Origin of the sequence: Variovorax sp. UC74_104 (genome assembly GCF_044055375.1) — a bacterium.
Taxonomy (GTDB): domain Bacteria; phylum Pseudomonadota; class Gammaproteobacteria; order Burkholderiales; family Burkholderiaceae_C; genus Variovorax.
This window is the reverse complement of record NZ_CP171978.1, coordinates 628627-653789: the sequence shown is the minus strand read 5'-3', so window position 1 is coordinate 653789 and position 25163 is coordinate 628627. Positions and strand designations below refer to the sequence as shown.

Below are 25163 nucleotides of genomic sequence, written 5' to 3'. Positions count from 1 at the left end.
CGTCATGCAAAGGCGCGAATTCCTCGGCGTGGCTGCGGGCGCGGCGGGTGCTCTGGCGCTCGCGGGCTGCGAGGCCCCGCCACCGCCCATCGAGGGCGGCTTCACCGGCATCGACGTCACGCGGGGCCATGCGATGCGCGACCACGCCCTGGGGAGCACGACGCCTGCCACGGTGAAGCGTACGCGCGTGGTCATCGCCGGCGGCGGCGTGGCGGGCCTCGCAGCTGCCCGCGCGCTGCGGCTTTCGGGCATCGACGACTTCGCGCTGCTCGAGCTGGAAGACACTGCCGGCGGCAACGCGCGCGGCGGCGTGGTCAACGGCATCGCCTGCCCGCTCGGCGCGCACTACCTGCCGGTGCCTGGCGACGACGCGCGCGAGGTGCAGGATCTGCTGGAGGAACTCGGCCTGCGCCGCCGCGTGGCGGGCCGCTGGGAATACGACGAGGTCACGCTGTGCCACAGCCCGCAGGAGCGCCTGTTCTTCCACGGCGAGTGGCAGGACGGGCTGCTGCCCGTGCACGGCGTGGGCGAAGCCACGCTCGCGCAGTACCGCAAGTTCGCGCAGCGCATCGACGCGCTGCAGCACGCCGCGCACTTCGCCATTCCGACGCTCAAGGTCGCCATCACGCCCGAGCTGCTGGCGCTCGATGCCATCAGCTTCGAGAGCTGGCTCGACGGCGAAGGCTTCGGCGATGTGCAGCTGCGCTGGTACCTCGACTACTGCTGCCGCGACGACTACGGCGCCGGCATCGGGCAGGTGTCGGCCTGGGCCGGCATCCATTACTTCGCGAGCCGACACGGCTTCCACGCGCCCGGAGATCCGACGGGCAGCGTCAACGATTCGAGCCCCGAGCGCGACGGCATCCTCACTTGGCCCGAGGGCAACGGCTGGCTCACGAAGCAGCTCGCCAGGCCGCTCGGCGAGCGCCTGCGCACCGGCAGTATCGTCACGCGCATCGCGGAAGTGCGCGACGGCGTCGAGATCGATGCGTGGGATGCGGGGTCGAAATCCATGGTGCGCTGGCAGGCCGAGCGCTGCATCGTCGCGCTGCCCGTGTTCATCGCCGCGCGCGTGGTCGAGAACCCGCCCGAGGTGCTGAAGAACGCCGCCGCGCACGTGCGCTACGCCCCCTGGCTGGTGGCCAACATCCACCTGCGCGGTCCGCTGGCCGACCGCGTGGGCGCCGCGCCGAGCTGGGACAACGTGATCTACGGCACCAGGGGCCTCGGCTACGTGGACGCGCGCCACCAGGCGCTGGACCCCACGCCGCGCGGCACGGTGCTGAGCTGGTACCGCCCGCTGGGCCCGAGCGGCTACGACACCGTCGACGGCCGCAAGCTGCTGCTGGAGCGCCCCTGGACCGGCTGGCGCGACGACCTGCTCGCCGAGCTGTCGGTGCCGCACCCTGATCTGCCTTCACTGGTCTCGCGCATCGAGATCACTCGCTACGGCCACGCCATGTCCATCCCCATGCCCGGCCTGCTGGCGCAGATCGGCCCGCAGCGCAGCGCGCCCGATGGCGAGCATCGCGGCAGCGTGGTGGCGGGCCGGCTGTCGTTTGCGCACGCGGACTGGTCGGGCTATTCGATCTTCGAAGAGGCGTTCACGCGCGGGCATGTCGCGGGAACGGACGCGGCGGTGGCAGCATGAAGACACTGGTGCTCGGCGGCTACGGCAACTTCGGCGCGCGCATCTGCCGCGCGCTGGCCGGCAGCCCCGGTATCGAACTGCTCGTGGCGGGGCGCGATGCGCAGCGCGCCACGGCCTTCGCCTCATCGCTGGACGCGGCCGCGAGCGGCGTGCGCATCGACGTGCAGGCTGCCGATCTCTCTGGCACCCTGCGCGGCCTCGGCGTGGAGCTCGTGATCCACACCGCCGGGCCCTTCCAGAACCAGGACTACCGCGTGCCGCAGGCCGTCGCTGCCGCGGGCGCGCACTACATCGACCTGGCCGACGGACGCCGCTTCGTGTGCGACTTTCCTGCTGCCTTGGACGCCACCTTTCGCCGCGCTGGCCGCACTGCGGTGAGCGGCGCCAGCACCGTGCCCGCACTGTCGTCCGCCGTGGTCGACCATCTCGCGGACGGCTGGCAGGACATCCGGAGCATCGACATCTGCATCGCCCCCGCGCAGGGGGCGCCGCGCGGCGAGGCCACGCTGGCCGGCGTGCTCGCATACTGCGGCGAGCCCATCCGCGTCTGGCAAGGCGGCCGCTGGGTCGAGATGCCCGGCTGGGCCGATCCGGCGAAGGTGGAGTTCGCGCGCATGAAGCCGCGCCGCGGTGCGCTCTGCGACATTCCCGACCTGGAGCTCTTTCCGGCGCGCTACGAAGGCGTGCAGTCGGTGATGTTCCGCGCCGCGCTCGAAGTCGAACTGACGCAGCGCGCCTTCGCCTTCCTCGCCTTCATGCGCCGCGCGGGACTGCTGCCGGCGCCGCAGAAGCTGGCGTCCCTGCTGCATGCCACCGGCGGCATGTTCGACGCGCTGGGTACGGCACTGGGCGGCATGGTCGTGCGCGTCGACGGCACCGATGCACAGGGCCGGCCGGCGCGGCGCGCCTGGCACATCGCGGCCGACGACAACCATGGGCCGGAAATCCCATGCATGGCCGCGATCCTGCTGGCGCGCCGGCTCGCGAACGGCAACGCAACCTTGCCCGTCGGTGCGCATGCCTGCATGGGCCTGCTGGCTCTGCCTGAGTTCGAGCCGGAGTTCGCGCGCTGGGGCATGGTGACCGACATCGTCGAAGAAGCGCCAATCGCAGTGACAGGCCATGGCGCACCGGCGTTTTGAATTCGACATGCCGGCGCCTGCCGACGTGGTCTTCGACGCTTTCCATTACCACGTGTGGCGGGCACGCTGGGACTCACTGGTCGGCAACGCCCGCGTGGTGGGCGGCGCGCCCTGTCCGTTTGTCGGCGCCGAGACGGAGAACACGGGCCACGGCTGGTTGCGCGGCTTGTCGATGCGAACACGGTTCGTGAGCTTCGACCGACCGCATGTGGCTGCGGCCTCGATGGTCGGCCTCTCTTTTCCCTTCAGCCGCTGGGCCGCGTCCATGCGGCACCGCGACGCGCAGCCGGGCCATTCGGTTCTCATCTATGTCTACACCATCGAGGCGGGCCCGCAGGCGTTGCGCTGGCTGCTGGAGCCGGTGGTCGCGTGGGTCTTCGCACGGCAGACGCGCCGGCGCTTCGCGCGCATGCATGCGTTCCTGGCTGCGCATGCGCATGAAGTCGTTGCGTGGCAGCGCACTGAGCACGGGAGCTCCGCCACGTGAAAGATCCTGCTGCGGAGGAGCGCTTGTTGCGCCTGAGTCTTGTCGCCGTGTGGCTCTTCACCGCAATCGCCAGCATCTTCGAACTGGACGGCCAGAGCCGCCAGGTGCTGGCCGCTGCCGGCATCGCCTCGCCGCAGTGGCTGGTGCAAGGGCTGATCGTCGGCGGCGCGGCGGCCGATCTTGCGGTCGGCATCGCGCTGTGGCGGTGGCCCGGGCGCGCCAGCTATGCGGCAGCCCTGGCCCTCATGCTCATCATGACACTGGTGGCGACGGTGCTGCAGCCCGGCCTGTGGCTGCATCCGCTCGGTCCGCTGCTCAAGAACATCCCGATCGCCGCGCTGCTCTGGCATCTGTACCGGCGCGCCGCACCATGACATGAACACCTACCTCATCCTCAAGTGGCTGCACATCGTCTCCAGCGTCCTCATGGTCGGCACCGGGCTGGGCTCGGCTTTCTACATGTTCTTCGCCAACCGCAGCGGCAGCGTGCCTGCGCAGGCGGTGGTCAGTCGACTGGTGGTGCGCTCCGACTGGTGGTTCACCACGCCCACCGCCATCCTGCAGCCGGCTACCGGCTTCGCGCTGGCGCATATGGCGGGCTTTCCGCTTTCCACCCCATGGCTTGCGCTGTCGCTGGCGTTATTCGTTTTCGCGGGGGCCTGCTGGCTGCCGGTGGTGTGGCTGCAGATCCGCATGGCGGCGATCGCGGCGCGGGCGCATCGCGATGCGGCGCCCCTGCCGCCGCTCTATGCACGCTACCAGCGATGGTGGGAACTGCTGGGCTATCCGGCCTTCGCGGCCATGGTGGTGGTCTTCTACCTGATGGTGAACAAGCCCCAGCTATGACTCGTTGAATGCGGCCCGGCGCGGGCCTGTGCGGTTTTCACGAAGACTTCACACACAGCGCGATTGCTTCACAGATGGCTCGCACACTCGCGGGCGCCAACAAAAACAGTGGGGAGCCTCCATGCTTCAAGTCGCCAACAGAAAACTCGCGTCGATCAGCGACGTGTTCTTCACCGGGCTGGGCCGCGCGCTCGGCTTCCTGCGTCCGCTGGCCCGCGGGCTCATCGGTTCCTGGCGACCCCCGGGGTGGCTGCGCATCCTGGGTGCATTCCTTCTCCTGGGCTTGCAGTGGCTGCAGCAGCGGCTTGCGTGGCTGGTGCTGCTTGCGCTGCTGGTGCTGGCAGGCTGGATCGCCCATCCCCATGTGATGAAGTGGTGGCACGGCCTCACGCCCGACCGAGTCGAACCCGTGGTCGCCACCGCGAAGACCGATCCGCCGCAGCGCACGCAGATCGAGTTCGACAGGGGCCCAAACCCCTTCGTCATCAATTTCTCGGCCTCCGTCGCGCCCATTGCGCGCATCGGCCAGGAAGCCACCGGCGTCACCATGGAGCCCGCCATCGCCGGCCGCTGGACCTGGACGAAGCAGAACCGCCTCGAATTCCTGCCCGCGCAGGACTGGCCCATCGGCCAGCCGTACAAGGTGCAGATCGCCGACAGCGCCCTCGCGCCGCACATCGAACTGGCGCAGCGCAAGTACGAGTTCACCTCTCCCGAGTTCACCGCGCAGTTCATCGGCGCCGAGTTCTACCAGGACCCGGTCCAGGCCAACGTGCGGCGTGCGCTCTTCCAGGTGCGCTTCTCGCACCCCGTCAACACGGCCGAGTTCGAGAAGCGCCTGGTGCTGACCTACGACCAGCCCTGCAGCAGTTCCTTCTTCAGCGTGGGCAAGTGCGCGAGCGAGAAGTTCACCGTCAGCTACGACAAGCTGCGCCTCATCGCCACGCTGCAGTCGGAGCCGCTGCCCATTCCGGAGAAGAACCGGCCCGCGATCCTCAGTCTCACGGCCGGTGCGGTCGCGCAGAAGGGCGGTCCGGCGCTGCGCAATGACCAGTCGCGCGCGGTCGAGATCCCCGGCCTCTACAGCCTTTCCATCTCCGGCGCCGAGCCCACCATCGTCACCGGCGAGAACGGCGAGCCCGAGCATGTGATGCAGGTCAGCGCCTCCATGCCGGTGCACGAGCGCGAGATGGCGCGCGTGGTGCAGGCCTGGCTGTTGCCCGTGACGGAAGAGGCCAAGGGCGACCCCGCCGGACAAGTTCGACTGGTCCGCCGATCCGTCGAAGGTGACCGATGCCGTGCTGCGTCGCGCGAAGAAGCTCAACCTGCAGCCCATCGCCAGCGAGCGCGAGGTGACCGAGATGGTCAGCTTCCGCATGCCGCAGGCCGAAGGCGGCCGCTACCTGCTGGTGCGCGTTGCCAAGGGCCTGAAGACGCCCGGCGGCTACCAGCTGGGCGCCGCGTTCCAGGACGTGCGCCTGCTCAAGACCTTCGCGCCCGAGCTCAGCATCATGAGCCAGGGCTCGCTGCTCGCGCTCTCGGGCGAGCGCAAGCTGCCGATCCTGGTGCGCGACCTGCCCGGCATCCGGCTCGAAATCGGCCGCCTGCTGCCGCAGCAGCTGCAGCACCTGGTGACGCAGACCAACGGCGACTTCGCGCATCCGCAGTTCTACGGCGGCCTGCAGTCGGACAACCTCGTCGATCGCTTCCAGAAGGAGATTCCGCTGAGCATTCCCGCCGGCAAGGCGCACTACGAGACCGTCGACTTCGCCGAGTACCTGCGCAGCGACGCGACCGACCGCCGCGGCGTGTTCCTGCTGAAGGTGCAGGGCTACGACCCCAAGGCGAAGAAGAAGCCCGAGGGCGAAGGCCAGCCGGAGGAAGCGCAACAGCAGCAGGAAGAGCAGTCCTCCGAAGAGGAAAGCAACGGCGAGGGTGGCGAAGGCGGTAGCCCCGAGCAGCAGATCGACCAGCGCCTGGTGCTCGTCACCGACCTGGGCATCGTGGCCAAGAAGTCGCTCGACGGCACGCGCGACGTGTTCGTGCAGAGCATCGCCAGCGGTCAGCCGGTGGCCGGCGCGATGGTCGAGGTGTGGGGCCGCAACGGGATGATCGTCGCGTCGCAGTCCACCGACGCCACGGGCGCGGCCAAGCTGCCCAACCTCGCCGGCTTCCAGCGCGAGAAGGCGCCGGTGGTGCTGGTGGTGCGCAAGGACGGGGACCTGAGCTTCCTGCCCTTCAACCGCAGCGACCGCACGCTGGACATCTCGCGCTTCGACGTCGGCGGCCTGCGCGCGGCCGGCGTGCCGAATCAGATGACCGCGTATGTCTTCAGCGACCGCGGCATCTACCGCCCCGGCGACACCATGCACATCGCGATGATGGTGAAGGCCGGCAACTGGGGCACCTCGCTGCGCGACCTGCCGCTGGAGGCCGAGATCATCGATGCGCGCGGCCTCAGCGTGCGCCGCGAGAAGCTCCGGCTCGGCCCGGGCGGCGCAGCCGAGATCGCCCACACCACGCAGGACACCTCCCCCACCGGCAACTACGCCGTCAACCTCTACCTGCCGCGCCAGTCGTCGCCGGGCACGCCCGAGGTCGAGAGCCTGCTGATCGGCAGCACCACGGTGAAGGTGCAGGAGTTCCTGCCCGACCGCACCAAGGTCACGGCCAAGCTCAGCAGCGAAGTCGCCGAAGGCTGGGTGAGCCCCAAGGACCTGAAGGCGCAGATCGACGTGCAGAACCTGTTCGGCACGCCCGCGCCCGACCGCAAGGTGGAAGGCACGCTCACGCTGAGCCCCGGTTTCCCGGTGTTCCGCGCCTTCACCGACTACGCTTTCTTCGACCCGCAGCGCGCCACCGAGAAGCAGGTGGACGACCTGGGCAGCGTGCAGACCAGTTCCGACGGCAAGGCCGAGTTCGACCTGCGCCTCTCGCGCTTCGACGCCGCCACCTACCAGGTGCACGTGCTCGCCAAGGCCTTCGAGCCCGAGGGCGGGCGTAGCGTGTCGGCCGAGGCGCAGACGCTGGTGAGCGACCTGCCCTACCTCGTCGGCGTGAAGGTCGACGGCGACACCAGCTACGTGAGCAAGGGCGCCACGCGCAACGCCACGGTGATCGCCATCGACCCGCGCGCGAAGAAGACGGCCGTGGCCGACCTGAAGATCGAGCGCGTCGAGCGCAAGGTGCTGTCGGTGCTCATCAGGCAGGACAACGGCCTGTACCGCTACGAGTCGCGCCGCAAGGAGATCGTGCTCGACGAGAAGCCCTTCGCCATTGCCGCAGCCGGCAACAACGTGGCGCTGGACACCGCCGCGCCCGGCAACTTCGCCTACGTGGTGCGCAACGCGCAGGGGCTGGAGCTCAACCGCGTGGAGTACAGCGTGGCCGGCAACGCCAACGTGTCGCGCTCGCTCGACCGCAACGCCGAGCTGCAGCTCACGCTCGACCGCAAGGACTACGAGCCCGGCCAGGAGATCTCGGTGAGCATCCGCGCGCCGTACGTGGGCGCGGGCCTCATCACCATCGAGCGTGACAAGGTGTACGCGCATGCATGGTTCAAGGCCGACAAGACCGCATCGGTGCAGAAGATCACCCTGCCCAAGGACTTCGAGGGCACCGGCTACATCAACGTGCACTTCGTGCGCGACCCGGCCTCCGACGAGGTCTACATGAGTCCGCTGTCGTACGGCGTGGTGCCTTTCGCAACCGCGTTAACCAGGCGCACCGCCAACCTGCAGCTCACCAGCAGCGAGCTGGTGAAGCCGGGGCAGACGGTGAAGATGAAGCTCACGAGCGACAAGCCCACGCGCGCCGTCGTGTTCGCGGTCGATGAAGGCATCCTGCAGGTGGCGCGCTACAAGACGCCCGACCCGCTGAAGCACTTCTTCCAGAAGCGCGCGCTCGAAGTGGGCACGCTGCAGACGCTCGACCTGATCCTGCCGGAGTTCAAGAAGCTCATGCAGGGCGCCGCGCCCGGCGGCGATGGCGAAGGCGAACTCGGCAAGCACCTGAACCCGTTCAAGCGCAAGCGCGACAAGCCGGTGACCTACTGGTCGGGCCTGGTCGACGTGAACGGCAGCCGCGAGTTCAGCTACACCGTGCCCGAGAGCTTCAACGGCAGCCTGCGCGTGATGGCCGTGGCGGTGAACGATGAGACCACCGCTGCCAAGAGCACCCGCACCGTGGTGCGCGGCGACATGGTGATATTGCCCAACGCACCGCTTGCAATGGCGCCTGGCGATACGGTGGAAGTGGGCGTGGGCCTGGCCAACAACATCGTCGGTTCGGGCAAGGAGGCGCCCATCGCGCTCACGCTCACCGCATCGGGCGGGCTCGAAGTGGTGGGCGACGCCACGCAGACGCTCAAGGTCAACGAGCGCGGCGAAGCCAGCACCAAGTTCAACGTGCGCGCCAAGCCGGGCGAGCAGGCGGTGCTGGGTTCTTCCGCGCTCGTGTTCACATCGACGCACAAGAACTACAGCGCGCGCCTCTCTACCGAAGTGAGCGTGCGGCCCGCATCGCCCTTCGTCACGCTGGTGCAGGCCGGCAGCTTCCAGCGCGCGGGAGAAATCTCGAGCCAGGCCGACCTGTATCCGAACTTCCGCCAGAGCGACGTGGCCGTGTCGGCCGCGCCCTGGGCCTTCGCGACCGGCCTCATGCAGTACCTGGAGGCGTACCCGCACGGCTGCACCGAGCAGATCACCAGCCAGACCTTCCCGGCCGTGCTGCTGTCGGGCCGGCCCGAGCTGGTGAAGGAAATGTCGCGCGGCCGCACCGCGGAGCAAGGCCCGCTGCCCGAGGCGCGCAAGACCTTCGAGCGCTACCTGGTTCAGCTGCGCGCGCGGCAGACGGCCGACGGCGGTTTCTCGCTGTGGCCCGGCGCCGGCACCGACCCCTTCGCCACCCTCTATGCGGTGCAACTGCTCGTCGAGGCCAAGGACCGCAAGCTGCCCGTGCCGCAGGACCTGCTGCAGAAGGCCAACACCTACCTGCAGGGCTGGCTCGGCAGCGGCGACAGCACGCTCGACGGCTGGCGCCAGCGCACGCAGGCGGCCTACCTGCTGACGCGCCAGGGCATCGTCGCGCCGGCCGCGCTCGCCAACCTGCGCGAAGCCCGCCGCAACCAGCTGGCGCGCCAGGGCGTGGGCTGGGGCGACGACCTCGGCGCCGTGTACCTCGCCGCGAGCTACCAGCTCGTGAAGCAGGAGCAGGTCGCCAACGAACTGCTCGACCCGGTGTGGTCCGACCTGCTCGCGCGCACCGAGAAGAAGCAGCGCCGCAACGCCTGGGGTGCCTACTACGACCCGCTGGTGCACGACAGCATGACGCTGCACCTGGTGGGCCGCCACTTCCCCTCGCGCCTGAAGGCGCTGAAGCCCGCGGTGTGGGAAGGCATGGCCCAGATGGTGCGGGAGGGCTGGTACAACAGCCTGTCGTCGGCCTCGATGCTGCTCGCGGTGGACTCCTACTTCGAGGCCGTGGGGCAGAACGTGGAAGGCAAGCTCTCGGCGAGCACCGTCAATGCGCAGGGCCAGGCCGCGGCGCTCGCGCTGGGCGCGGTGAACCCGATCACGCGCGCTGCGGTGCCGGCTGGCACCGCCAAGCTGAGGCTGTCGAACGACAGCGACTTCAACCTGTACTACAGCTGGGCCGAGCAGGGTTTCGAGCGCAATGTGCCCGCCACGCCGGTGAACAAGGGCATGGAGATCTTCCACGAGGTGCTCGACGCCAAGGGCAACCCCGTCACCAAGGCGAAGCTCGGCGAAGAGGTCACGGTGCGGGTGCGCGTGCGCAGCCTGGAGCGCGCGCAGATCAACGACGTGGCGCTGGTCGACGTGCTGCCCGGCGGGCTGGAGCCGGTGCTGCAAGCGGTGGGTGACGACGACGATGCCAATGCCGACGCGCCCATCTGGAAGAAGCGCCTGGGCGGCGGCGGTTCATGGAAGGTGCAGTACGCCGACATCCGCGAAGACCGCGTCGTGTTCTACGGCGGCGTCGGCAAGGACCTGCTCGAAGTGACCTACAAGGCGCGCGCCACCAACGTGGGCGACTACGTGGTGCCGGCCGCCTACGGCGAGGCGATGTACGACCGTCGCGTGTTCTCGCGCTCGGCCGGTGCGCGCTTCCAGGTGGTGGCGAATTGATCATGACGCGCTCTTGCCTTGTCCCCCTCTCCCGCAAGCGGGAGAGGGTTAGGGTGAGGGTGCAGCGCCTCCCATGACCACCGCGCTCGATCCGTCGCCGATGCCCTCACCCCAACCCTCTTCCAGAGGGAGAGGGAGGAAGGCGCTCATTGCTTTTGCAGTCGTCGCCGTGTTGCTCGCGCTGTTGCGCCTGTGGCCCCACGCCCCGCTGAGCGAAACCGTCGGCAGCTCGCGCGCGGTCTATGCGCAAGGCGGCGAGCTGCTGCGCCTCACGCTCGCGGCCGACGAGCAGTACCGGCTCTGGGTACCGCTGGAGCGCATCTCGCCCACGCTGGTCGATGCCGTGCTGCTGTACGAAGACCGCCGCTTCTATGCGCACCCTGGCGTCAACCCCGCCGCGCTGGTGCGCAGCGCGTGGCGAATCGCCAGCGGCGAGCGCAGGCAGGGCGGCTCCACGCTCACGATGCAGCTCGCGCGCCGCGTCTACGGCATCGACAGCCGCACGCCCGGCGGCAAGGTCGCGCAGATCTTCGCGGCGCTGTGGCTGGAGGCCCGCTTCAGCAAGCACGACATCCTCGAGGCGTATCTCAACACCGCGCCCTACGGCGGCAACATCGAAGGCGTGCAGGCCGCGAGCCTCATCTACTTCCGCAAGGACGCCGCCAGGCTCAGCCTGCCCGAAGCGCTGACGCTCGCGGTGATTCCGCAGAACCCCGTCAAGCGCATTGCCGAGCGCGGGCGCAACGCCGAGCTTCAGGCCGCGCGCGAGCGCCTCTCTGCACTGTGGGCCGAGCGCGATCCCACGGCGAAGCAGCATGCGCCCGACGCGCAGCTCGCGCTGTCGGCGCAGTCGCGCGGCAGCCTGCCTTTTCTCGCGCCCCACGCCACCGACATGCTGCTCGCGCAGGAGCGCGGCGTGCAGGAGGTGCGCACCACCATCGACCTGCGCATGCAGGCCACGCTCGAGCGCGTCATGGCGCAGTACCTGCGTGCGCATGCCGACGTGGGCATGAACAACGCGAGCGCGCTGCTGCTCGACGCGTCGACGATGCAGGTGCGCGCGATGATCGGCTCGGCCGACTTCCGCAACGACGCCATCGCGGGCCAGGTCAACGGCGTGCTGGCCAAGCGCTCGCCGGGCTCCACGCTCAAGCCCTTCATCTACGCGCTGGCGCTCGACCAGGGGCTGCTGCATCCGAAGACGATGCTGAAGGACGCGCCCACCTCCTTCGGCCCCTACACGCCCGAGAACTTCGACCACCGCTTTGCGGGGCCGCTGCCGGCGCAGGAGGCGCTGATCCGCAGCCGCAACGTGCCCGCGGTGGCCGTGGCCGCGAAGCTCTCGAAGCCCGGGCTCTACGACTTCATGCGCCTTGCGGGTGTGCAGAAGCTGCAGAGCGAGCAGCACTACGGCCTCGCGCTGGTGCTGGGCGGCGGCGAGGTCACGCCGGAGGAGCTGGCCGGCATGTACGCGACGCTGGCCAACGGCGGCGTCTCGCAGCCCATCCGCTACACGCAGCCAGCGCCCGGCGAGAAGCCCGTGCAGCCGCTGCGCCTGCTGAGCGAAGAGGCTTCGTTCATCACGCTCGACATGATGCGGCAAACCCCGCGCCCCGACACCACGCTGCCCGCACGCCCCGCCATCGCATGGAAGACGGGCACCTCCTGGGGCTTCCGCGATGCGTGGACCGCGGGCGTATTCGGCCGCCACGTGCTGGTGGTGTGGGTCGGCAATTTCGATGGCAGCAGCAATCCCGCGCTGGTGGGCGTGGATGCCGCCGCACCGCTCTTCCTGCGCATGGTCGACGCACTACGCGCGGAGCGGCTGGACCCGGGCGAGATGGCGTCGCGCCGACCGCCCGACCTGCGCCAAGTCGAGGTCTGTTCGGCGACCGGCGGCCTGCCCGACGCGCTGTGCCCGGTGCGCACCATGACGTGGTTCATCGCCGGTAAGTCGCCGATCCAGGTCAGCAACCTGCACCGCGCGGTGTGGGTCGACGAGACCACGGGCAAGGTCGTCTGCGGACCGCAGCCGAATGCGCGCCAGCAGGTGGTGGAGCAATGGGGCAGCGACATGCGCCGGCTGTTCCGCCAGGCCGGGCTGCCGCGTGCGAGCGCACCTTCCGACGGTTGCGAGAAGTCGCAGGGCAGCGAAGGCGATGCCTCGTCGGACAGCGCGCCGCTCATCACCTCGCCGCTGCGCGGCGTGCGCCACACGCTGCGCGCCAAGAAGCCCGAGCCCCTGGTACTGCGCGCCGAAGGTGCGGCCGGCACGCAGGCGATCTACTGGTTCGCGGACGACGCGCTCATCGGCCGCGCCGCGCCGGGCGAAGGCATCACGTGGATGCCCGATCTCGCGTCATCCGGCCGGCGCTACCTGCTGCGCGCGGTCGATGATCAGGGGCGCGCCGAGTCGCGCGAGGTGACGGTCGACATCGCGCCCTGAAGTCGCGCGGGGCATGTCATGGCCGCGTCACTCCTTGCCGGCATGGTCACGCGTTTTCGACTTGGAACCTTTCCCTCTCATGACGCGTCTCGCCCCCCTGTCTTTCATCGCCCTTGCTGCCGCTCTCGCGTGCAGCGCAGTCCAGGCACAGACCGCCTTCCCCGCCACGCTCGCCGGCCATGCCGTGCTGCCCGCGCAGAGCTTCGTCTCCGCGCCCAAGGATGCGCCTGCCGACCTACAGGTCAGCGGCAAGTTCACCACCGGCAAGCGCGTCGATGCAGTGGGCTCGGTCGAAGGCCTCTCGGGGGGCCGTGGCACCGGCGTGTCGCTGCCTTTCAAGGGCCAGCCGCTGCAGGGCCACTCCGGCATCAAGAAGATGGACGACGGCAGCTTCTGGATCCTCACCGACAACGGCGCCGGCGCCAAGGCCAACTCGCCCGACTTCATGCTCTACCTGAACCACTACAAGGTGGACTTCAAGAGCGGCAGGTTCAACCGCATCGAAACCGTCTTCCTGCACGACCCCGACAAGAAGGTGCCCTTCCGCATCGTCCATGAAGGCACGAAGCAGCGCTACCTGACCGGCTCCGACTTCGACCCCGAGAGCTTCCAGTTCGCCGGCGGCGCACTGTGGATCGGCGAGGAGTTCGGCCCCTTCCTCATCAAGGCCGACCTGAAGGGCAAGGTGCTCGCCGTGCACGACACGCTGGTCGACGGCAAGGTCGTGCGCTCGCCCGACCATCCGGCCGTGACCACCCCCGGCGCCCCGGGCGGCGCGGTCGACTTCCAGATCAAGCGCTCCAAGGGCTTCGAGGGCATGGCCTCGTCGAAGGACGGCAGCAAGCTGTATGCGCTGCTCGAAGGCCCGGTGTGGAACGCCGAGGCCAAGGACTACGAGAAGGTCGAAGGCAAGGAAGCGCTGCGCGTGCTGGAGTTCGACGTCGCCACCGAGAAGTGGACCGGCCGCCACTGGAAGTACGTGCTCGAGGCGAATGGCAACGCCATCGGCGACTTCAACATGATCGACGTCACCACGGGCCTCATCATCGAGCGCGACAACGGCGAGGGCACCGGCGACAAGGCCTGCCCCGAAGGCCAGAAGCGCACCGACTGCTTCCATGACATCGCCAGGTTCAAGCGCGTCTACAAGGTCGAGCTGAACGACGCGAACGTCGGCGGCCCGGTGCGCAAGATCGGCTACATCGACCTGCTGAACATCGCCGACCCGAACAAGCTCGCGCGCAAGCCCCTGAACGACGGCGTGCTGAAGTTCCCCTTCTTCACCATCGAGAACGTCGACGTGGTCGACGCCACGCACATCGTGGTCGGCAACGACAACAACCTGCCCTTCTCCAGCAGCCGCGAGCCGAACAAGGCGGACGACAACGAGTTGGTGCTGCTGGAGGCGGGGGCGCTGCTGCAGGCCAAGTGAGCAAGGCGGCCGTGCCTGGTCAGAGCGTGATGTCCGCGACGATGCGGGCCACCTGCCGCTCGACCAGGCAGTGTTCCGCGGCCAGGGCGCGCACCGACTTGCCCGTGCTGAAGTCGGTGCGGATCCGCTCGTTGCGGATCGCATCGAAGGCGCGCTTGGCCTTCGGCAGCACGAAGCGCAGGCCGATGCCGTCGACCGCGTACTCGTCGCTCAGCGCGCGCAGCTTGTCGAAGCCGATCAGGCCCGCCAGCGGATGGTCCGGCGCCGGGTGCGCGGGGATGTAGATCCGCAGGCCGCCGTAGCGCTCGATAAGCCGCAGCGTCGCCGGCAGCCCGATCAGGCGCACGAACTCGCGCAGCCGCGGCGGCAGCAGTTCGCTCGCCAGCGCGGTGGCTGCCTGCCGCAGGCCGCTCGAAGCACGCGACGGAGAAGATGATGGTTCGAACCCGCTCGGCGCGAACGGTGTCCTGCTGACGAATTCCTGGGCGTGCATGTTCCTGTGTTCCTCTGATCCAGATGTGTGACTTGTTGTTCGTGGGATGGCGTGCAAGGGATTGCCGTCGTTCAGCGCGAGGTGCCCCGGTAGTCCCTGCGATGCCCGAGCAGCAGGCTGGGAATGCGGGCGAAGTCCATGGCGCCGGGCCGGATGACAGGGACGGCCTCGGGCTCGTAGACGCTGGCGTCGAGCAGCATCACCCGACGGCCCTTCGCGATGCGTCCGGCCATGGGGGCGGGGCCTCTCTTCCATTGCGGCCTGCCGCCCACCGCCACGCTGTGGACGTGTCCGCCCTCGGCCAGCTTCGCCAGGTGCTGCCGCAGCGCTGCGCCGCCGGGGTCGGGGCGGTAGCCCTCGACGCGCTCGGCAAGCATGCTGTCGAGTTCCTTCGCCGAGGCTGCGTCGTTGGCTTCGAGGTGCGCGGCGACGGCGCGCCGCACTTCGCCGGCAAGGTCGCGATCGGGTGCGATGCTCATTCGGTGGCTCCTTCTTTCTCGTTCGTCGTGGTGGCGCCGAAGGTGTCGAGCACCCGGCGTGCGATGCGATCGGTGCTGGCCTTGCCGGCGCCGTACTTGCCGCTGCCATTGAGCACCTGGCTCACCGCCGCGGCGCTCAACCGCAACTGCGCCGCGACTTCGGATCGCCGTTGTCCGGCGCAGGCATCGCGCAGCAGGGCGAACCAGGCTTCGCCCATGTAGGAAAGCGGCGTGCCCGTCATGGGGCTTCTCCGGGTGGTGCCGGAGGCGTGGCACCGATGTCGCGCAGCAAGGCGTAGCGCTTGAGACCGTCCACGCGCCGGGCGTCGACGCGCACGGCCCGGGGACATTGCCGCGACCAGGACAGCATGAGCGCGCCGGCCTGACGGCGGTTCTGCGCGAAGTCGTCCTCTTCGCCGATCAGCAAGGCGGCCGCTTCGTCGGCCGTCAGAGCGCGCCGGATGCGCAGCAGGTTCCACAGGCGCTCGGCGAACGGGTCCGTATCGCGGATCACCGCATCGGGCGCGGCCTGGGGGGAGGCCGCGTCGCCCTGCCCGCCTTCGGTGCGACGCTGGGCGAGCGCCATCAGCGCCTTGGCGACGAACCACTCGGAGGTCGTGTTTTCTTCCATCACGCGCTTCCTCCCGGCTGCCCGGGGGCCTTAGTCCTGGCACGGTTTCTTTTCACAGTACGTTCCTCCTCGCTTGTGAGCACTGCTCGGTTTGGTGATGTCGATGTGCGCGTACTTGTGTCTTTTTGAACCAGTGCAGGTGCTTTTTCTCCTGCTCGCGCGCTTCTTTAACCCGATCAAGGTGTCATGCCGTTGAAATATTCTTTTCTGTGTGTGTTGCCTCGATTATGCACATGCAGTGAGTTTTTGCAATCAAGAAAAACATAAAAACGAACTTTCTCGTGTTCTTTAACCTGAAACGGGTTGCAAACCAACTTCCAGATGTCTAGGATTCATCCGTGCACACAAATCAGAGTTATCGTGACGTCGCAAATCAATACTCCGCCCGACGACACCGAGGTGAAGGCCCGGGTCGGTGAACTGGCCCTCGCGCAAGGCGCGCGCGTGCGCGACCTGCGCAAGCAAAAGGGGCTGACCATCGACGACCTCGCGCAGCGCAGCGGGCTTCACTTCAATACCGTGGGGCGCATCGAGCGTGGTGTCAGCGATGCCAGCCTCGAGCAGCTTTATGTGATGGCCCTGGCGCTCGGGGTCGATCCGGCCGAACTCAACCCGTTTCAGTCGGCCAGTTCGCCGAGCCAGCTGTCGAGCGGACTGGATGACGAAACCTTCGTGCTGGTCGAACTGCTCGACGTTCGCGTGAGTGCGGGCAACGGCGCCATCAACAGCTCGCAGGACTACATGGGCCGCTTCGCATTCAACCGCTCATGGATGGCGCGCAAAGGCGTGAAGCCGGCGCATGCGCGCATCGTCCATGCGCGCGGCGATTCGATGGCCGACAAGATCAACAACGGCGACATCCTGCTGGTCGACACCGCGACCAAGTCGCTCGACCAGGACGGCGTGTACGTCATCCAGCTCGATGGCCACGACTATGTGAAGGTGCTGCAGCGCGACTTCTCCACCGGTGGCCTGCAGATCATCAGCTACAACCCCGCGTACAAGCCGCAGGTGCTGAGCGCCGAGCAGGCGGCGGAGCTGCACATCAGCGGCCGCGTCGTCTGGCACGGCGGCGAGATCTGAAGCCTCGCGACAGGCGTCGCAGTGTAGGAAGCAAGACTTCCTGACGCCGAGGCCGGCCGATGTCGGCCTCAGCCATTTGACCCTCGCGCCCGACGATTCGGGCCATGGGCAAAGACACTTCCCGAACACCTTTCTTCTTCGAACATCGCCGCGGGCGTGAACGGGGCCAGGCCCCGCGGCAACTGCTTGCCGTGCTCGCGCTCAGCGCCGCCGGCCTCGTCGGCATCGTCGCGCGCGAGGGCTACAGCGACAAGGCCTACCCCGACCCCGTTCATGGCACGGCCGTGCCGACCATCGGCTTCGGCACGACCGAGGGTGTGCGCATGGGCGACACCACCACGCCCGTGCCCGCGCTGCAGCGCGCATTGCGCGACGTGCAGAGCTACGAGCATGCGCTGAAGCAATGCGTGAAGGTGCCGCTGCACCAGCACGAGTACGACGCGTATGTGAGCCTGGCCTACAACATCGGCGCATCCAACTTCTGCACCGGTGGCCGCAAGGGCGGCACCTCCATGCTCGTGCAGCGCCTCAATGCAGGCGACTACGCGGGCGCGTGCGACGCGATCCTCGGATGGAAGTACGCGGGCGGCGTCGACTGCTCCGTAACCGGCAACAAGACCTGCGCCGGTCTCTGGAAAGACCGCCTCAGGCTGCACGCGCAGTGCAAGGGGGACGCGCCATGAGCCTCACCGCCAGGGCCTGGGCGGGCCTGATCGCCGGTGTGCTGGCCGCGCTGCTGCTCGCCGCCGCCGGCTTCGCGATCCACGGCGCCGGACGCATGCAGGAGCGCGCGGCCTGGCAGCAGAAGGAAACGCAGCGCGCGACGCAGCTCGCGCAAGACCTGCAGGCCGAGTACGAGCGCGGGCGCGCCGCCTCGGCGCAGTACCAGCTCGGCGCGAGCGCGCTGCAGTCCAGCTATCTCTCCCTCGAAGGCCCCACCAATGATCTACGCCGGCGCGTTTCTCTTGTCGTTCCTCCTGCTGTTCCTGATCGCCGCGCTCAGCGGACTGCCGATCCTGCGCAGTCTGCCGCGGCCCGACCGACGCTGGATGCTGCGCCGCCTGGCGACACACAGCGCGACGCTGTCGGCGGCCCTCATCGCCTCAGCCTTGCTGCTGTCTGGATGTGGAACAGCGCCCTCGCGGGCACCGACGTACCCGCGGGTGCCTGCGGACTTGCTGACACCTCCAGCGAAGCCTGTGCTGCTGATGCCGGCATCACGGTCGAAGACGCCTGGATCAACCACGACATCAACGCCAGGTCATACGCCGCGGATCGGCTCCGGTACCGCGCGCTGATCGAGTTCCTCACAGAAAGACCCACGCAATGAGCGATCTCCACGCACGCACCCAGGAGCTCCTGCTGCTCGGCCAGATCCACGGCCTGGTGCAGGCCCTGAAGGACGGACAGGACCGGCAGACCCGCCGCATGGACGGCTTCGACACACGCTTCGACGCGCTCGACGGGCGGCTTCGCACCGTCGAGCAGCGAGCCGCGGTGTTCGGCGCCGCATCCGGCGGCGCGATGGCCGTCGGCACGGCGCTGCTTGCGGAGGCCGTGAAGCAGTGGTTCCGCAACGGGCCCGGCATCAACTGATTTTTGCGATGCATCGATGCGAGGGGCCGGCGGATGTCGGCCTCAGCCGAACAGGCCTTCGCCGCGACAGTTCATACACCAACCAACGAAGCCATCGATGCAATTCATCAACCGCTGTCACACGACTTTCCACACACGCAACGGAGCCCAGGCATGAGCCGTCTCGACACCCTTCGCAGTGCCATCGTGCAGACCCTGAGCAACGTGCCGCAGATCGGCCGCGTTCATGACCGCGAACGCTCCCTGGCCGACGAGGCTGCGCAGCGCGCGCTGTTCCTGTACGACCTGCCGGGCGGCGGCCAGCAGCTGCGCGGCTGGTGGCTGCGCCGCACCGCCACCGAGGAGCGCAGCGTCAACGCCGCTGGACGTGCGATGAGCGTCGACACCTGGACCGTGCACGGCCATCTCGCCTTCGACGATGCCGCCGCCACGGAGCTGGTGTTCGACGCGCTCGTCGAGGACATCCGCGACGCGGTGCGCGCAGACCCCACCTTCGGAGGCGCATGCGCCTCCGGCCCTCTCACCGACGACAAGCGCACCGACGGCGTGCAAGTCGACGGCACCGGCCTGGTCACCTTCTGCGGTGTGCGATGCCACGGCGTCGCGCTGCAGCTGCGGACCTGGCGCTACCTCTGACTGCACGCAGGCAGACCTTTCCTTTCGACAACCCAAACCAACCAACTGACGGAGAACGCCGACATGGCAAAACTCATGCGCAAGATGGCCATCCTGGCCAAGGCTGAAACGGTACGCGGCACCGATGCGGCGCCCACCGGTGCGGCCAACGCGATCCTGGTGAGCGAAGTCACGCTCACCCCCATCGAAGGCGACGTCGTCCAGCGCGACAACGTGCGCCCCTACTTCGGCTCGCGCGGCTCCGTGCTGGTCACGCAGTACAGCAAGATCGCCTTCTCGGTCGAGATCGCTGGCGTGGCCGCAGCCGGCGACGTGCCCGCATATGCCGCACTGATGCGCGGCTGCGCCATCAGCGTCAACACCGCGCCGGGCGTCAGCACCACCTTCACGCCGGCCACCGACGCGCTGGAATCGCTCACCATCTACGGCAACGTCGACGGCACCGTCTACAAGATGACCGACGCGCACGGCAACGTGAAGGCCACCATCAACGCCAAGGGCATTCCCAAGTGGCAGTTCGAGTTCACCGGCCTGTTCGTGCCCGCCGAGGACGCGCCGCTGCCTGTGGCCGACTACAGCAAGTTCATGGACCCGCTGGGCGTGAACAAGGCCAACACCACCCTCACGCTCGACGGCCTCGGCGTGGCCGCCAACGCCTTCAGCTTCGATGCGGGCAACACCGTGATCAAGCGCGACCTGATGACCGTGGATGCCGTGGACATCACCGCGCGCGTGTCGACCGGCTCGGTCACCTTCGAGAACACCTCGGTCGCGACGAAGGACTGGATCGGTATGGCCCGCGCCAGCCAGCGCGTGAACCTTGCGCTCAAGCACGGCCAGGGCGCGAACAACGTCGTGGAGTTCGTGTCGCCGCATGCGCAGATCGGCAAGCCGACCTTCAGCGACGTCGACGGCGTGCAGATGATCACCGTGCCCCTCGAGTTCGTGCCCACCGGCGCGGGCAACGACGAGTGGCTGATCGTCGTGCGCTGAGCTTTACCGTCATCGCCATCAGCACAGAACACAGGAAAAGACAGAGATGCCCCAGAAACTCAAGATTGCCGTGAAGCCGACCTTCGTCGCGCCGGTGGTGATGCGCGTGCCGGGCGACGGCCAGGTCGAGGAAGTGCGTTTCAGCGCCGTCTTCAAGCGCCTGACCAAGTCCGACAACGACACCCTGCAGTCGCGCCTCGAAGGCCGCACCCTGACCGACCGGGAACTGCTCGACATGGTGCTGGCCGACTGGAAGGGCCTGGACGGCGACGACGGCGCGCCCTTCATCTGCACCGCCGAGAACCGCGCGGCGGCGGTGGAGGAGTGGCCGTCGTTCGAGGCAGCCATCGCCTACAGCTACTTCGAACACGCGTACCCGGCCGCAGTAAAAAACTGAGAGGCGCCGCGCGCCTCGTGCTCGGAGCAGCGAATCGCGTCCACGACGAGCTGGACGACGATCTCCGCAGCCAGTGCGCGTCGCTCGGTCTCGACCCGGTCAGGCTCGTCTCTTCGACGGCCAGCGGCGGCGGCCCGCCACCCTTCGAGCTATGGCCCGAACACCAGGAAGCATTCGAGGTGTTCCATGCCTGCCGAACGCAGTGGCGGGTCGTCGCAGGGGCGGCAGGCGCGTGGTTCCAGGGGCTCGACTTCGGCGCGGTCGACGTCGCCATGAAGCGCCTTGGCATTCCCCGCGCACGCCAGCGCGAAGTGTTCCTGCAGCTGCAGGTGATGGAAGACGAAGGCATCGCGGTGCTGAACGTCTAGCGGCGCCGCGAAGGCCTCCGGCCATCGAAGAAGCATGGGGCCGGCGGATGTCGGCCTCATTTTTTTCTTAGCTCAAACGGACCATACAGACATGGCTGCAATACAACAAATGTCGTTTCAGATGATGGTGAGCGCGACGGCCGCAAATGCGGACACTTCTCGAATCGTCGGCGAAGTCTCGAAGGCCATCGACAAGGCCCTCAGCGGTGCCAGCAAAGCCGAAGAGGTGAAGGCCAAGGCCGAGTCGGCTGCGAAGGAGGCCGAGGAAAAGGCGAAGGCCGCCATCGAGAAGGTGTCCTCATCGGTGGACAGCCTGTACGCGAGCCTCAAGAGCGGGCAATCGCCGCTTACCTCGTTCGTGGGTGAAGGGGCAAAGCTGGTTTCTTCCTTCGGTGGCATCGGCCCTGCCTTGAGTGGTGTTGCCGCCTATGCCCGGGACCTCGTCTCGCCCCTCAACCTGGCGACTCGTGCCGTGACCTTGCTGACTGAGGCATATGTCGAAGGCAGCAAGGAAGCGACAGCCTACAACCGGGCGAGGACGATGACCGGCAACTACGTCGGGCTCACGACGGACCAGCTGCAGACCAAGGCCGTAGAGATCGCCGGAACGCAAGGCACGCAAGCAAGATCTGCGGAGGCCATTGCCGCAGTGGTCAATACCGGCAGGATCGGCGGTGACGTCGTGAGCGAAGTAGCTGGCGCGACGGCGGAAATGAACCGTGTGCTGGGCACTTCGATCAACGAAGCTGTCGACAACTTCGTCAAGTTGGCCGATGAGCCGTCGAAGGCATCGGCCAAGCTCAACGAGACGTATCACTATCTGAGCGCGAGCACCCACGAGCGGATCGTTGCGCTCGAAAAGCAAGGGAAGACCGAAGAGGCTGCAGCGTTGGCGCAGACAACCTTCGCCAATGCTATGAAGCAGCGGACGGCGGAGGTTGTGGGAAACCTTGGCAGCCTGGAGCGTGGCTGGCTCGCGGTAAAGGGCGTCGCGGAGCGTGCGTGGGATTCGATGTTGAACATCGGACGCCCGCAAAGCACCCAGCAGAAGATCGGCGACGTTGACAAGAAGATCGCGCAACTGGATGCGGTGGAGTCGGGCAACGGATTCGCGGTCAATGCCGGTGGTGCGGCCTTCGGCAGGCCAAAGTCAAAAGCTACGCGAGATGGGGAGAGGGCAGCGCTTGAGGCGGAGAAAGCCAACTACGTTGATATCGATCGTCTGGCTCGCCAGAGCGCATATCTGAACAGCCAGCGCGTGAAGGAGAACGACGCCAAGATCAAAACGGAGAGTGAGAAGAAAGACCGGCCGACTGCTCGCCCGGGAACTTCGGGCGTGGGCCGAGCCGAAGACGAAGGATTGCGGGCAAGCATCGAAGCGGTTCGGGAGGAATACAACGCCAAGGCACGGGCTACCGCCGATGGTCTGAAGAACATTGAGAGCCTGCGCAAGCGCGAGTTGATCGACGACTATGCGGTCGTTCTTCAAAAGAAAACCCTTCGCCTCGAAGACCTGAAGAATCAGGAGGAGGCCATTCAGAAGGAGCGGCAGCTGCTTGGTTCGAAGAAGGGGACGGCAGTCGAGCGGCAGCAGCTGGTGTTTCGGTCGAATACCGTCGAGCAGCAACGCGAACTCGTCAACTCGGAGGCCGACCGCTCTGTCGCGGAACTGGATTCCGCATCCCAGAGCGCGGTGCTGAAGACATCGCAACAGGCGACGGAAAAAGTTCGCGAGCAGGTACGTGCGCAAGAGCAGCAGAACGCCGTGTACGGCCTCACCAAAGAAGCGGTGATGGAGTTGAACATTGCGCAGACGCAGCGACAGATCACCGAACTCGAAGCGACGGAGAACGTCATTCCGAACTACGTTCAATCCCTGCACGAACGCCTCAAAGCGGAAAAGGAGCTGCTGGCAGTCACCAAGATTGCGGACGAGCGGAAGAGCAAGGACGAAGAGCAAAAAAAGACCAAGGACGAAGACGAGAAGAAAAAAACAAAGCTGTCTGACGACATCGGTGGCGTGTTCCGCGACGGGTTCGTGAATCTCCTCGATGGTGGCGGCAAAGATGCCATCGACAAGATGGGCGAGGCGCTCAAGAAAAAGCTGGCAGCGTCCGTCGCCGACGCCCTGTACGACGCTTCTGTGAAGCCAGCGGTCGAAGCCTTCTCCGGATGGCTCTCCGGGGCGTTCAAGGGGATTTTCTCGGGCGGTGGCGGCAACTCGGGTTCGAGTTCGGGTTCGGGCTCCGGCGGAAACTGGCTTGGCAGTCTCGTAAGCGGTGTGCTGGGCATCTTCGGCATCGCCAGCGCCAAGGGCAACGTCTTCGCCTCCCCCGGCCTGCACGCCTACGCCAACAGCGTCGTCAGCCAACCCACGTTCTTCCCCTTCGCCAGCGGCATCGGCCTCATGGGCGAGGCAGGACCCGAAGCCATCATGCCCCTGCGCCGTGGCGCGGATGGCCGCCTCGGGGTCAGTGCGCCTGGCGGTGGCGGCAATGCCGTGCCGACGATCCAGTTCGCGCCCTCCAACGTCTTCCACATCGACGCCCGTTCCGATCGCGGTGCGGTGATGGCCGACATGCAACGCCTGCTCGCGGAGAACAACCGCGGCCAGATGGAACAACTCAAGCGCGTGAAGGTGCTTCCCCAATGAACATCGTGACACTTCCGTCCGATCTGCCCGTGAAGCGGCAGGACTTCGGACTCCAGGCCTACGACCTGACTTTCAGCAACAGCGAATCGGGCGCGATGCAGGTGGCGGTGCTCGGGCCGGCGCGCCGAACCTGCACGCTGGTCAGCGAGGAGCGGATTCCGCTGATGCGCGATGCCGCCGCCTGGCGCTCGCTCGTGCATTCGATGCGCGGACAGGTCAACGTGCTGGCCGTGCACGACATGCTGCAGCCGGTGCCGCGCGGCACCGCGCGCGGTGCGTGGACCGCAGTGGCTGCGCCCGCGGGAGCCTCCGAGCTGACCATTCGCATGGGCGCTTCCGAGGCCGGCAAGTCCCTGCTGCAGGGCGATTGGATCGGCGTCAACCAGGGCTCCAACCAGCGGCAGATGCTGCACGTGCAGGCCGATGCGGTGGCCGACGCCGCGGGCGTGATCACCGTGCGGTTCGAGCCCGTGCTGCGCACACCGGTGGTGGCCGGCAGCACTGTCGTCTGGGATCGTCCTACCTGCCTGATGCGCAGGGTCGACAGCAAGACCACCTGGGCCTCGGAGTCGCGCACGCAGGGCGGCTTCAGCCTGGACCTGATGGAGTCGTGGGAGCAATGACCATCCTGACCAACTCCGGCTTCCAGGCGGCCGCGCGTTCGCAGACCTATGGCCAGCTGGCGCTCGTCGAACTCAAGCTGCGCAGCGGCACCGCGCGCTTCACGAACTGGCCCCTGAGCCTTCAGCTGATGGGCCAGACGTGGCAGGGCGTGGGCAATCTGGGCTCCATCGGCGAGCTTCACGAGAGCGAGGACGGCGCGGCCGAGAAGCTGACGCTCACGCTGTCGCCCGTGGACATCGGCACGCGCGCGCTCGCACTCGGCGACCCGAGCGAATACCAGGACAGGGGCGTGCGCGTGTGGATCGCGCTGCTCGATGCCGGCACCTTGCAGGTCAGCGGCGAGCCGGTGCTGCGCTTCGCCGGCGTCATGGACCAGATGAAGGTCGAGCGCGACGGCACCACCGCAAAGATCGCGATGGAGTGCCGCACCGCCTCCTACGACGTGCGTTCCAACCCCGCGTCACTGCGGACCAACGACGCGCAGCACCAGGTCAGGCACCCCGGCGAGCGCGGCTTCGAGTACCTGAATTCCATGATCGGATCGCCCACCGTGTGGGTCAACAAGCACCTGCAGATGGCACTGAACTACTGGGCCCGAGCACGAGGCAAATGAACATGACGAAGAACCTGGACGATTTCATCGCGGCACGACGAGACGTGCCCTTCGAGTACTTCCGGCACGACTGCGCGCACATCGCGGCCGACTGGATCATCGCGCGCACAGGCAAGGATCCGCTGGCGGATCTGCGCGCTGCCGACGCGCCTGTCGGAAGAAAGAACCTGTTGGCTGCGATGCGCGCCGTGCGCGCGGCCGGTGGGTTCCTGTCGGCTGCTACCGAGCGGCTCGGCCCTTCCCTGCCCGGCGCGATGGCACAGCGCGGCGACGTGGTGTTGGCGCGCAGTGGCGGCAAGGTGGGGCGCGTGTCGGGGTACAGCTTCGGGATCTGCACGGGGTCGCACATCGCGGCGCCGGCGGCTGATCGGCTGATTTTCTTGCCACTTGGTGCGGGGGTTGCGACATGGCGCGTCTGATCCGTCTCACACTCCTCCTCGGTGCCCT

Annotated in this window: 25 protein-coding genes; 20 read left to right on the top strand and 5 right to left on the bottom strand. The window is 67.6% G+C overall.

Annotated features, from left to right (window positions below):
- The first annotated feature begins 4 nt into the window (after positions 1-4).
- The 5 genes from ACHMXA_RS03220 to ACHMXA_RS03200 are packed head-to-tail and all read left to right on the top strand — an operon-like array spanning position 5 to position 4126.
- Positions 5-1651, top strand: coding sequence for an FAD-dependent oxidoreductase (locus tag ACHMXA_RS03220; protein ID WP_395318424.1), 1647 nt, complete (start codon positions 5-7; stop codon positions 1649-1651).
- On the top strand, positions 1648-2793 hold the full coding sequence (locus ACHMXA_RS03215; protein ID WP_395318422.1) for a saccharopine dehydrogenase family protein: 1146 nt from the start codon (positions 1648-1650) through the stop codon (positions 2791-2793). The genes ACHMXA_RS03220 and ACHMXA_RS03215 overlap by 4 nt, the downstream gene beginning before the upstream one ends.
- The gene (locus ACHMXA_RS03210; protein ID WP_395318420.1) at positions 2774-3280 is read left to right on the top strand and encodes an SRPBCC family protein; all 507 of its coding nucleotides are present in this window, start codon (positions 2774-2776) and stop codon (positions 3278-3280) included. Before ACHMXA_RS03215 ends, ACHMXA_RS03210 begins: the two co-directional genes overlap by 20 nt.
- A complete protein-coding gene (locus ACHMXA_RS03205) occupies positions 3277-3654 on the top strand; it encodes a DoxX-like family protein (RefSeq protein WP_395318419.1) in 378 nt (125 codons plus the stop codon). Before ACHMXA_RS03210 ends, ACHMXA_RS03205 begins: the two co-directional genes overlap by 4 nt.
- 1 nt (position 3655) lies before the next feature.
- On the top strand, positions 3656-4126 hold the full coding sequence (locus ACHMXA_RS03200; protein ID WP_395318417.1) for a DUF2269 family protein: 471 nt from the start codon (positions 3656-3658) through the stop codon (positions 4124-4126).
- Between the two features lie 37 nt (positions 4127-4163).
- On the opposite strand, the gene ACHMXA_RS03195 is transcribed toward ACHMXA_RS03200, so the two are convergent.
- Positions 4164-5504, bottom strand: a complete 1341-nt coding sequence (locus tag ACHMXA_RS03195; protein ID WP_395318415.1) for a hypothetical protein — start codon at positions 5502-5504, stop codon at positions 4164-4166.
- On the opposite strand from ACHMXA_RS03195, the gene ACHMXA_RS03190 reads away from it, so the two are divergent.
- The 3 genes from ACHMXA_RS03190 (at position 5425) to ACHMXA_RS03180 (ending at position 14150) form a co-directional block, all read left to right on the top strand.
- Positions 5425-10272, top strand: a complete 4848-nt coding sequence (locus ACHMXA_RS03190) for an alpha-2-macroglobulin family protein (protein WP_395318413.1) — start codon at positions 5425-5427, stop codon at positions 10270-10272. The genes ACHMXA_RS03195 and ACHMXA_RS03190 overlap by 80 nt on opposite strands.
- A 73-nt stretch (positions 10273-10345) precedes the next feature.
- Positions 10346-12718 carry a penicillin-binding protein 1C gene (gene pbpC, locus ACHMXA_RS03185; protein ID WP_395318411.1) on the top strand — a complete coding sequence of 791 codons (2373 nt, stop codon included), beginning with the start codon at positions 10346-10348 and terminating at the stop codon, positions 12716-12718.
- 79 nt (positions 12719-12797) lie between these two features.
- On the top strand, positions 12798-14150 hold the full coding sequence (locus ACHMXA_RS03180; RefSeq protein WP_395318409.1) for an esterase-like activity of phytase family protein: 1353 nt from the start codon (positions 12798-12800) through the stop codon (positions 14148-14150).
- A gap of 19 nt (positions 14151-14169) precedes the next feature.
- Here the strand turns inward: ACHMXA_RS03180 and ACHMXA_RS03175 are convergent, their stop codons facing one another.
- The 4 genes from ACHMXA_RS03175 to ACHMXA_RS03160 form a co-directional block, all read right to left on the bottom strand.
- Positions 14170-14643, bottom strand: a complete 474-nt coding sequence (locus tag ACHMXA_RS03175) for a hypothetical protein (protein ID WP_395318407.1) — start codon at positions 14641-14643, stop codon at positions 14170-14172.
- A 71-nt stretch (positions 14644-14714) separates the two neighbouring features.
- Entirely contained in the window at positions 14715-15122 is a 408-nt protein-coding gene (locus tag ACHMXA_RS03170; protein ID WP_395318405.1) for a hypothetical protein, read from the bottom strand.
- Positions 15119-15364, bottom strand: coding sequence for a hypothetical protein (locus tag ACHMXA_RS03165; protein WP_395318403.1), 246 nt, complete (start codon positions 15362-15364; stop codon positions 15119-15121). Before ACHMXA_RS03165 ends, ACHMXA_RS03170 begins: the two co-directional genes overlap by 4 nt.
- Positions 15361-15753 carry a hypothetical protein gene (locus tag ACHMXA_RS03160; RefSeq protein WP_395318401.1) on the bottom strand — a complete coding sequence of 131 codons (393 nt, stop codon included), beginning with the start codon at positions 15751-15753 and terminating at the stop codon, positions 15361-15363. Before ACHMXA_RS03160 ends, ACHMXA_RS03165 begins: the two co-directional genes overlap by 4 nt.
- A 360-nt stretch (positions 15754-16113) precedes the next feature.
- Here ACHMXA_RS03160 and ACHMXA_RS03155 point away from each other — a divergent pair, with 360 nt between their 5' ends.
- From ACHMXA_RS03155 to ACHMXA_RS03100, 12 genes are all read left to right on the top strand, one after another.
- Positions 16114-16836, top strand: a complete 723-nt coding sequence (locus ACHMXA_RS03155; RefSeq protein ID WP_395318399.1) for an XRE family transcriptional regulator — start codon at positions 16114-16116, stop codon at positions 16834-16836.
- Between the two features lie 104 nt (positions 16837-16940).
- Positions 16941-17519: a lysozyme gene (locus tag ACHMXA_RS03150; protein ID WP_395318397.1), complete on the top strand. Its 579-nt coding sequence runs from the start codon at positions 16941-16943 to the stop codon at positions 17517-17519.
- Positions 17516-18166 (top strand): hypothetical protein, encoded by a 651-nt coding sequence (locus tag ACHMXA_RS03145; RefSeq protein ID WP_395318395.1) that lies wholly within the window; start codon positions 17516-17518, stop codon positions 18164-18166. The genes ACHMXA_RS03150 and ACHMXA_RS03145 overlap by 4 nt, the downstream gene beginning before the upstream one ends.
- Complete coding sequence (locus tag ACHMXA_RS03140; protein WP_369660278.1) at positions 18163-18432, top strand: hypothetical protein; 270 nt, start codon at positions 18163-18165, stop codon at positions 18430-18432. Before ACHMXA_RS03145 ends, ACHMXA_RS03140 begins: the two co-directional genes overlap by 4 nt.
- Positions 18433-18585: 153 nt before the next feature.
- Positions 18586-19068 carry a hypothetical protein gene (locus tag ACHMXA_RS03135; RefSeq protein ID WP_395318392.1) on the top strand — a complete coding sequence of 161 codons (483 nt, stop codon included), beginning with the start codon at positions 18586-18588 and terminating at the stop codon, positions 19066-19068.
- Between the two features lie 63 nt (positions 19069-19131).
- Positions 19132-20061: a hypothetical protein gene (locus ACHMXA_RS03130; protein WP_395318390.1), complete on the top strand. Its 930-nt coding sequence runs from the start codon at positions 19132-19134 to the stop codon at positions 20059-20061.
- 46 nt (positions 20062-20107) lie between these two features.
- Positions 20108-20458: a hypothetical protein gene (locus ACHMXA_RS03125; protein WP_395318389.1), complete on the top strand. Its 351-nt coding sequence runs from the start codon at positions 20108-20110 to the stop codon at positions 20456-20458.
- Between the two features lie 17 nt (positions 20459-20475).
- Positions 20476-20826 carry a DUF1799 domain-containing protein gene (locus tag ACHMXA_RS03120; protein ID WP_395318387.1) on the top strand — a complete coding sequence of 117 codons (351 nt, stop codon included), beginning with the start codon at positions 20476-20478 and terminating at the stop codon, positions 20824-20826.
- A 91-nt stretch (positions 20827-20917) separates the two neighbouring features.
- A complete protein-coding gene (locus tag ACHMXA_RS03115) occupies positions 20918-23479 on the top strand; it encodes a phage tail tape measure protein (protein ID WP_395318385.1) in 2562 nt (853 codons plus the stop codon).
- Complete coding sequence (locus tag ACHMXA_RS03110; protein ID WP_395318383.1) at positions 23476-24102, top strand: hypothetical protein; 627 nt, start codon at positions 23476-23478, stop codon at positions 24100-24102. Before ACHMXA_RS03115 ends, ACHMXA_RS03110 begins: the two co-directional genes overlap by 4 nt.
- The gene (locus ACHMXA_RS03105; RefSeq protein ID WP_145759510.1) at positions 24099-24716 is read left to right on the top strand and encodes a hypothetical protein; all 618 of its coding nucleotides are present in this window, start codon (positions 24099-24101) and stop codon (positions 24714-24716) included. The genes ACHMXA_RS03110 and ACHMXA_RS03105 overlap by 4 nt, the downstream gene beginning before the upstream one ends.
- Positions 24717-24718: 2 nt before the next feature.
- The gene (locus ACHMXA_RS03100) at positions 24719-25135 is read left to right on the top strand and encodes a DUF6950 family protein (RefSeq protein WP_395318381.1); all 417 of its coding nucleotides are present in this window, start codon (positions 24719-24721) and stop codon (positions 25133-25135) included.
- Positions 25136-25163: the final 28 nt, after the last annotated feature.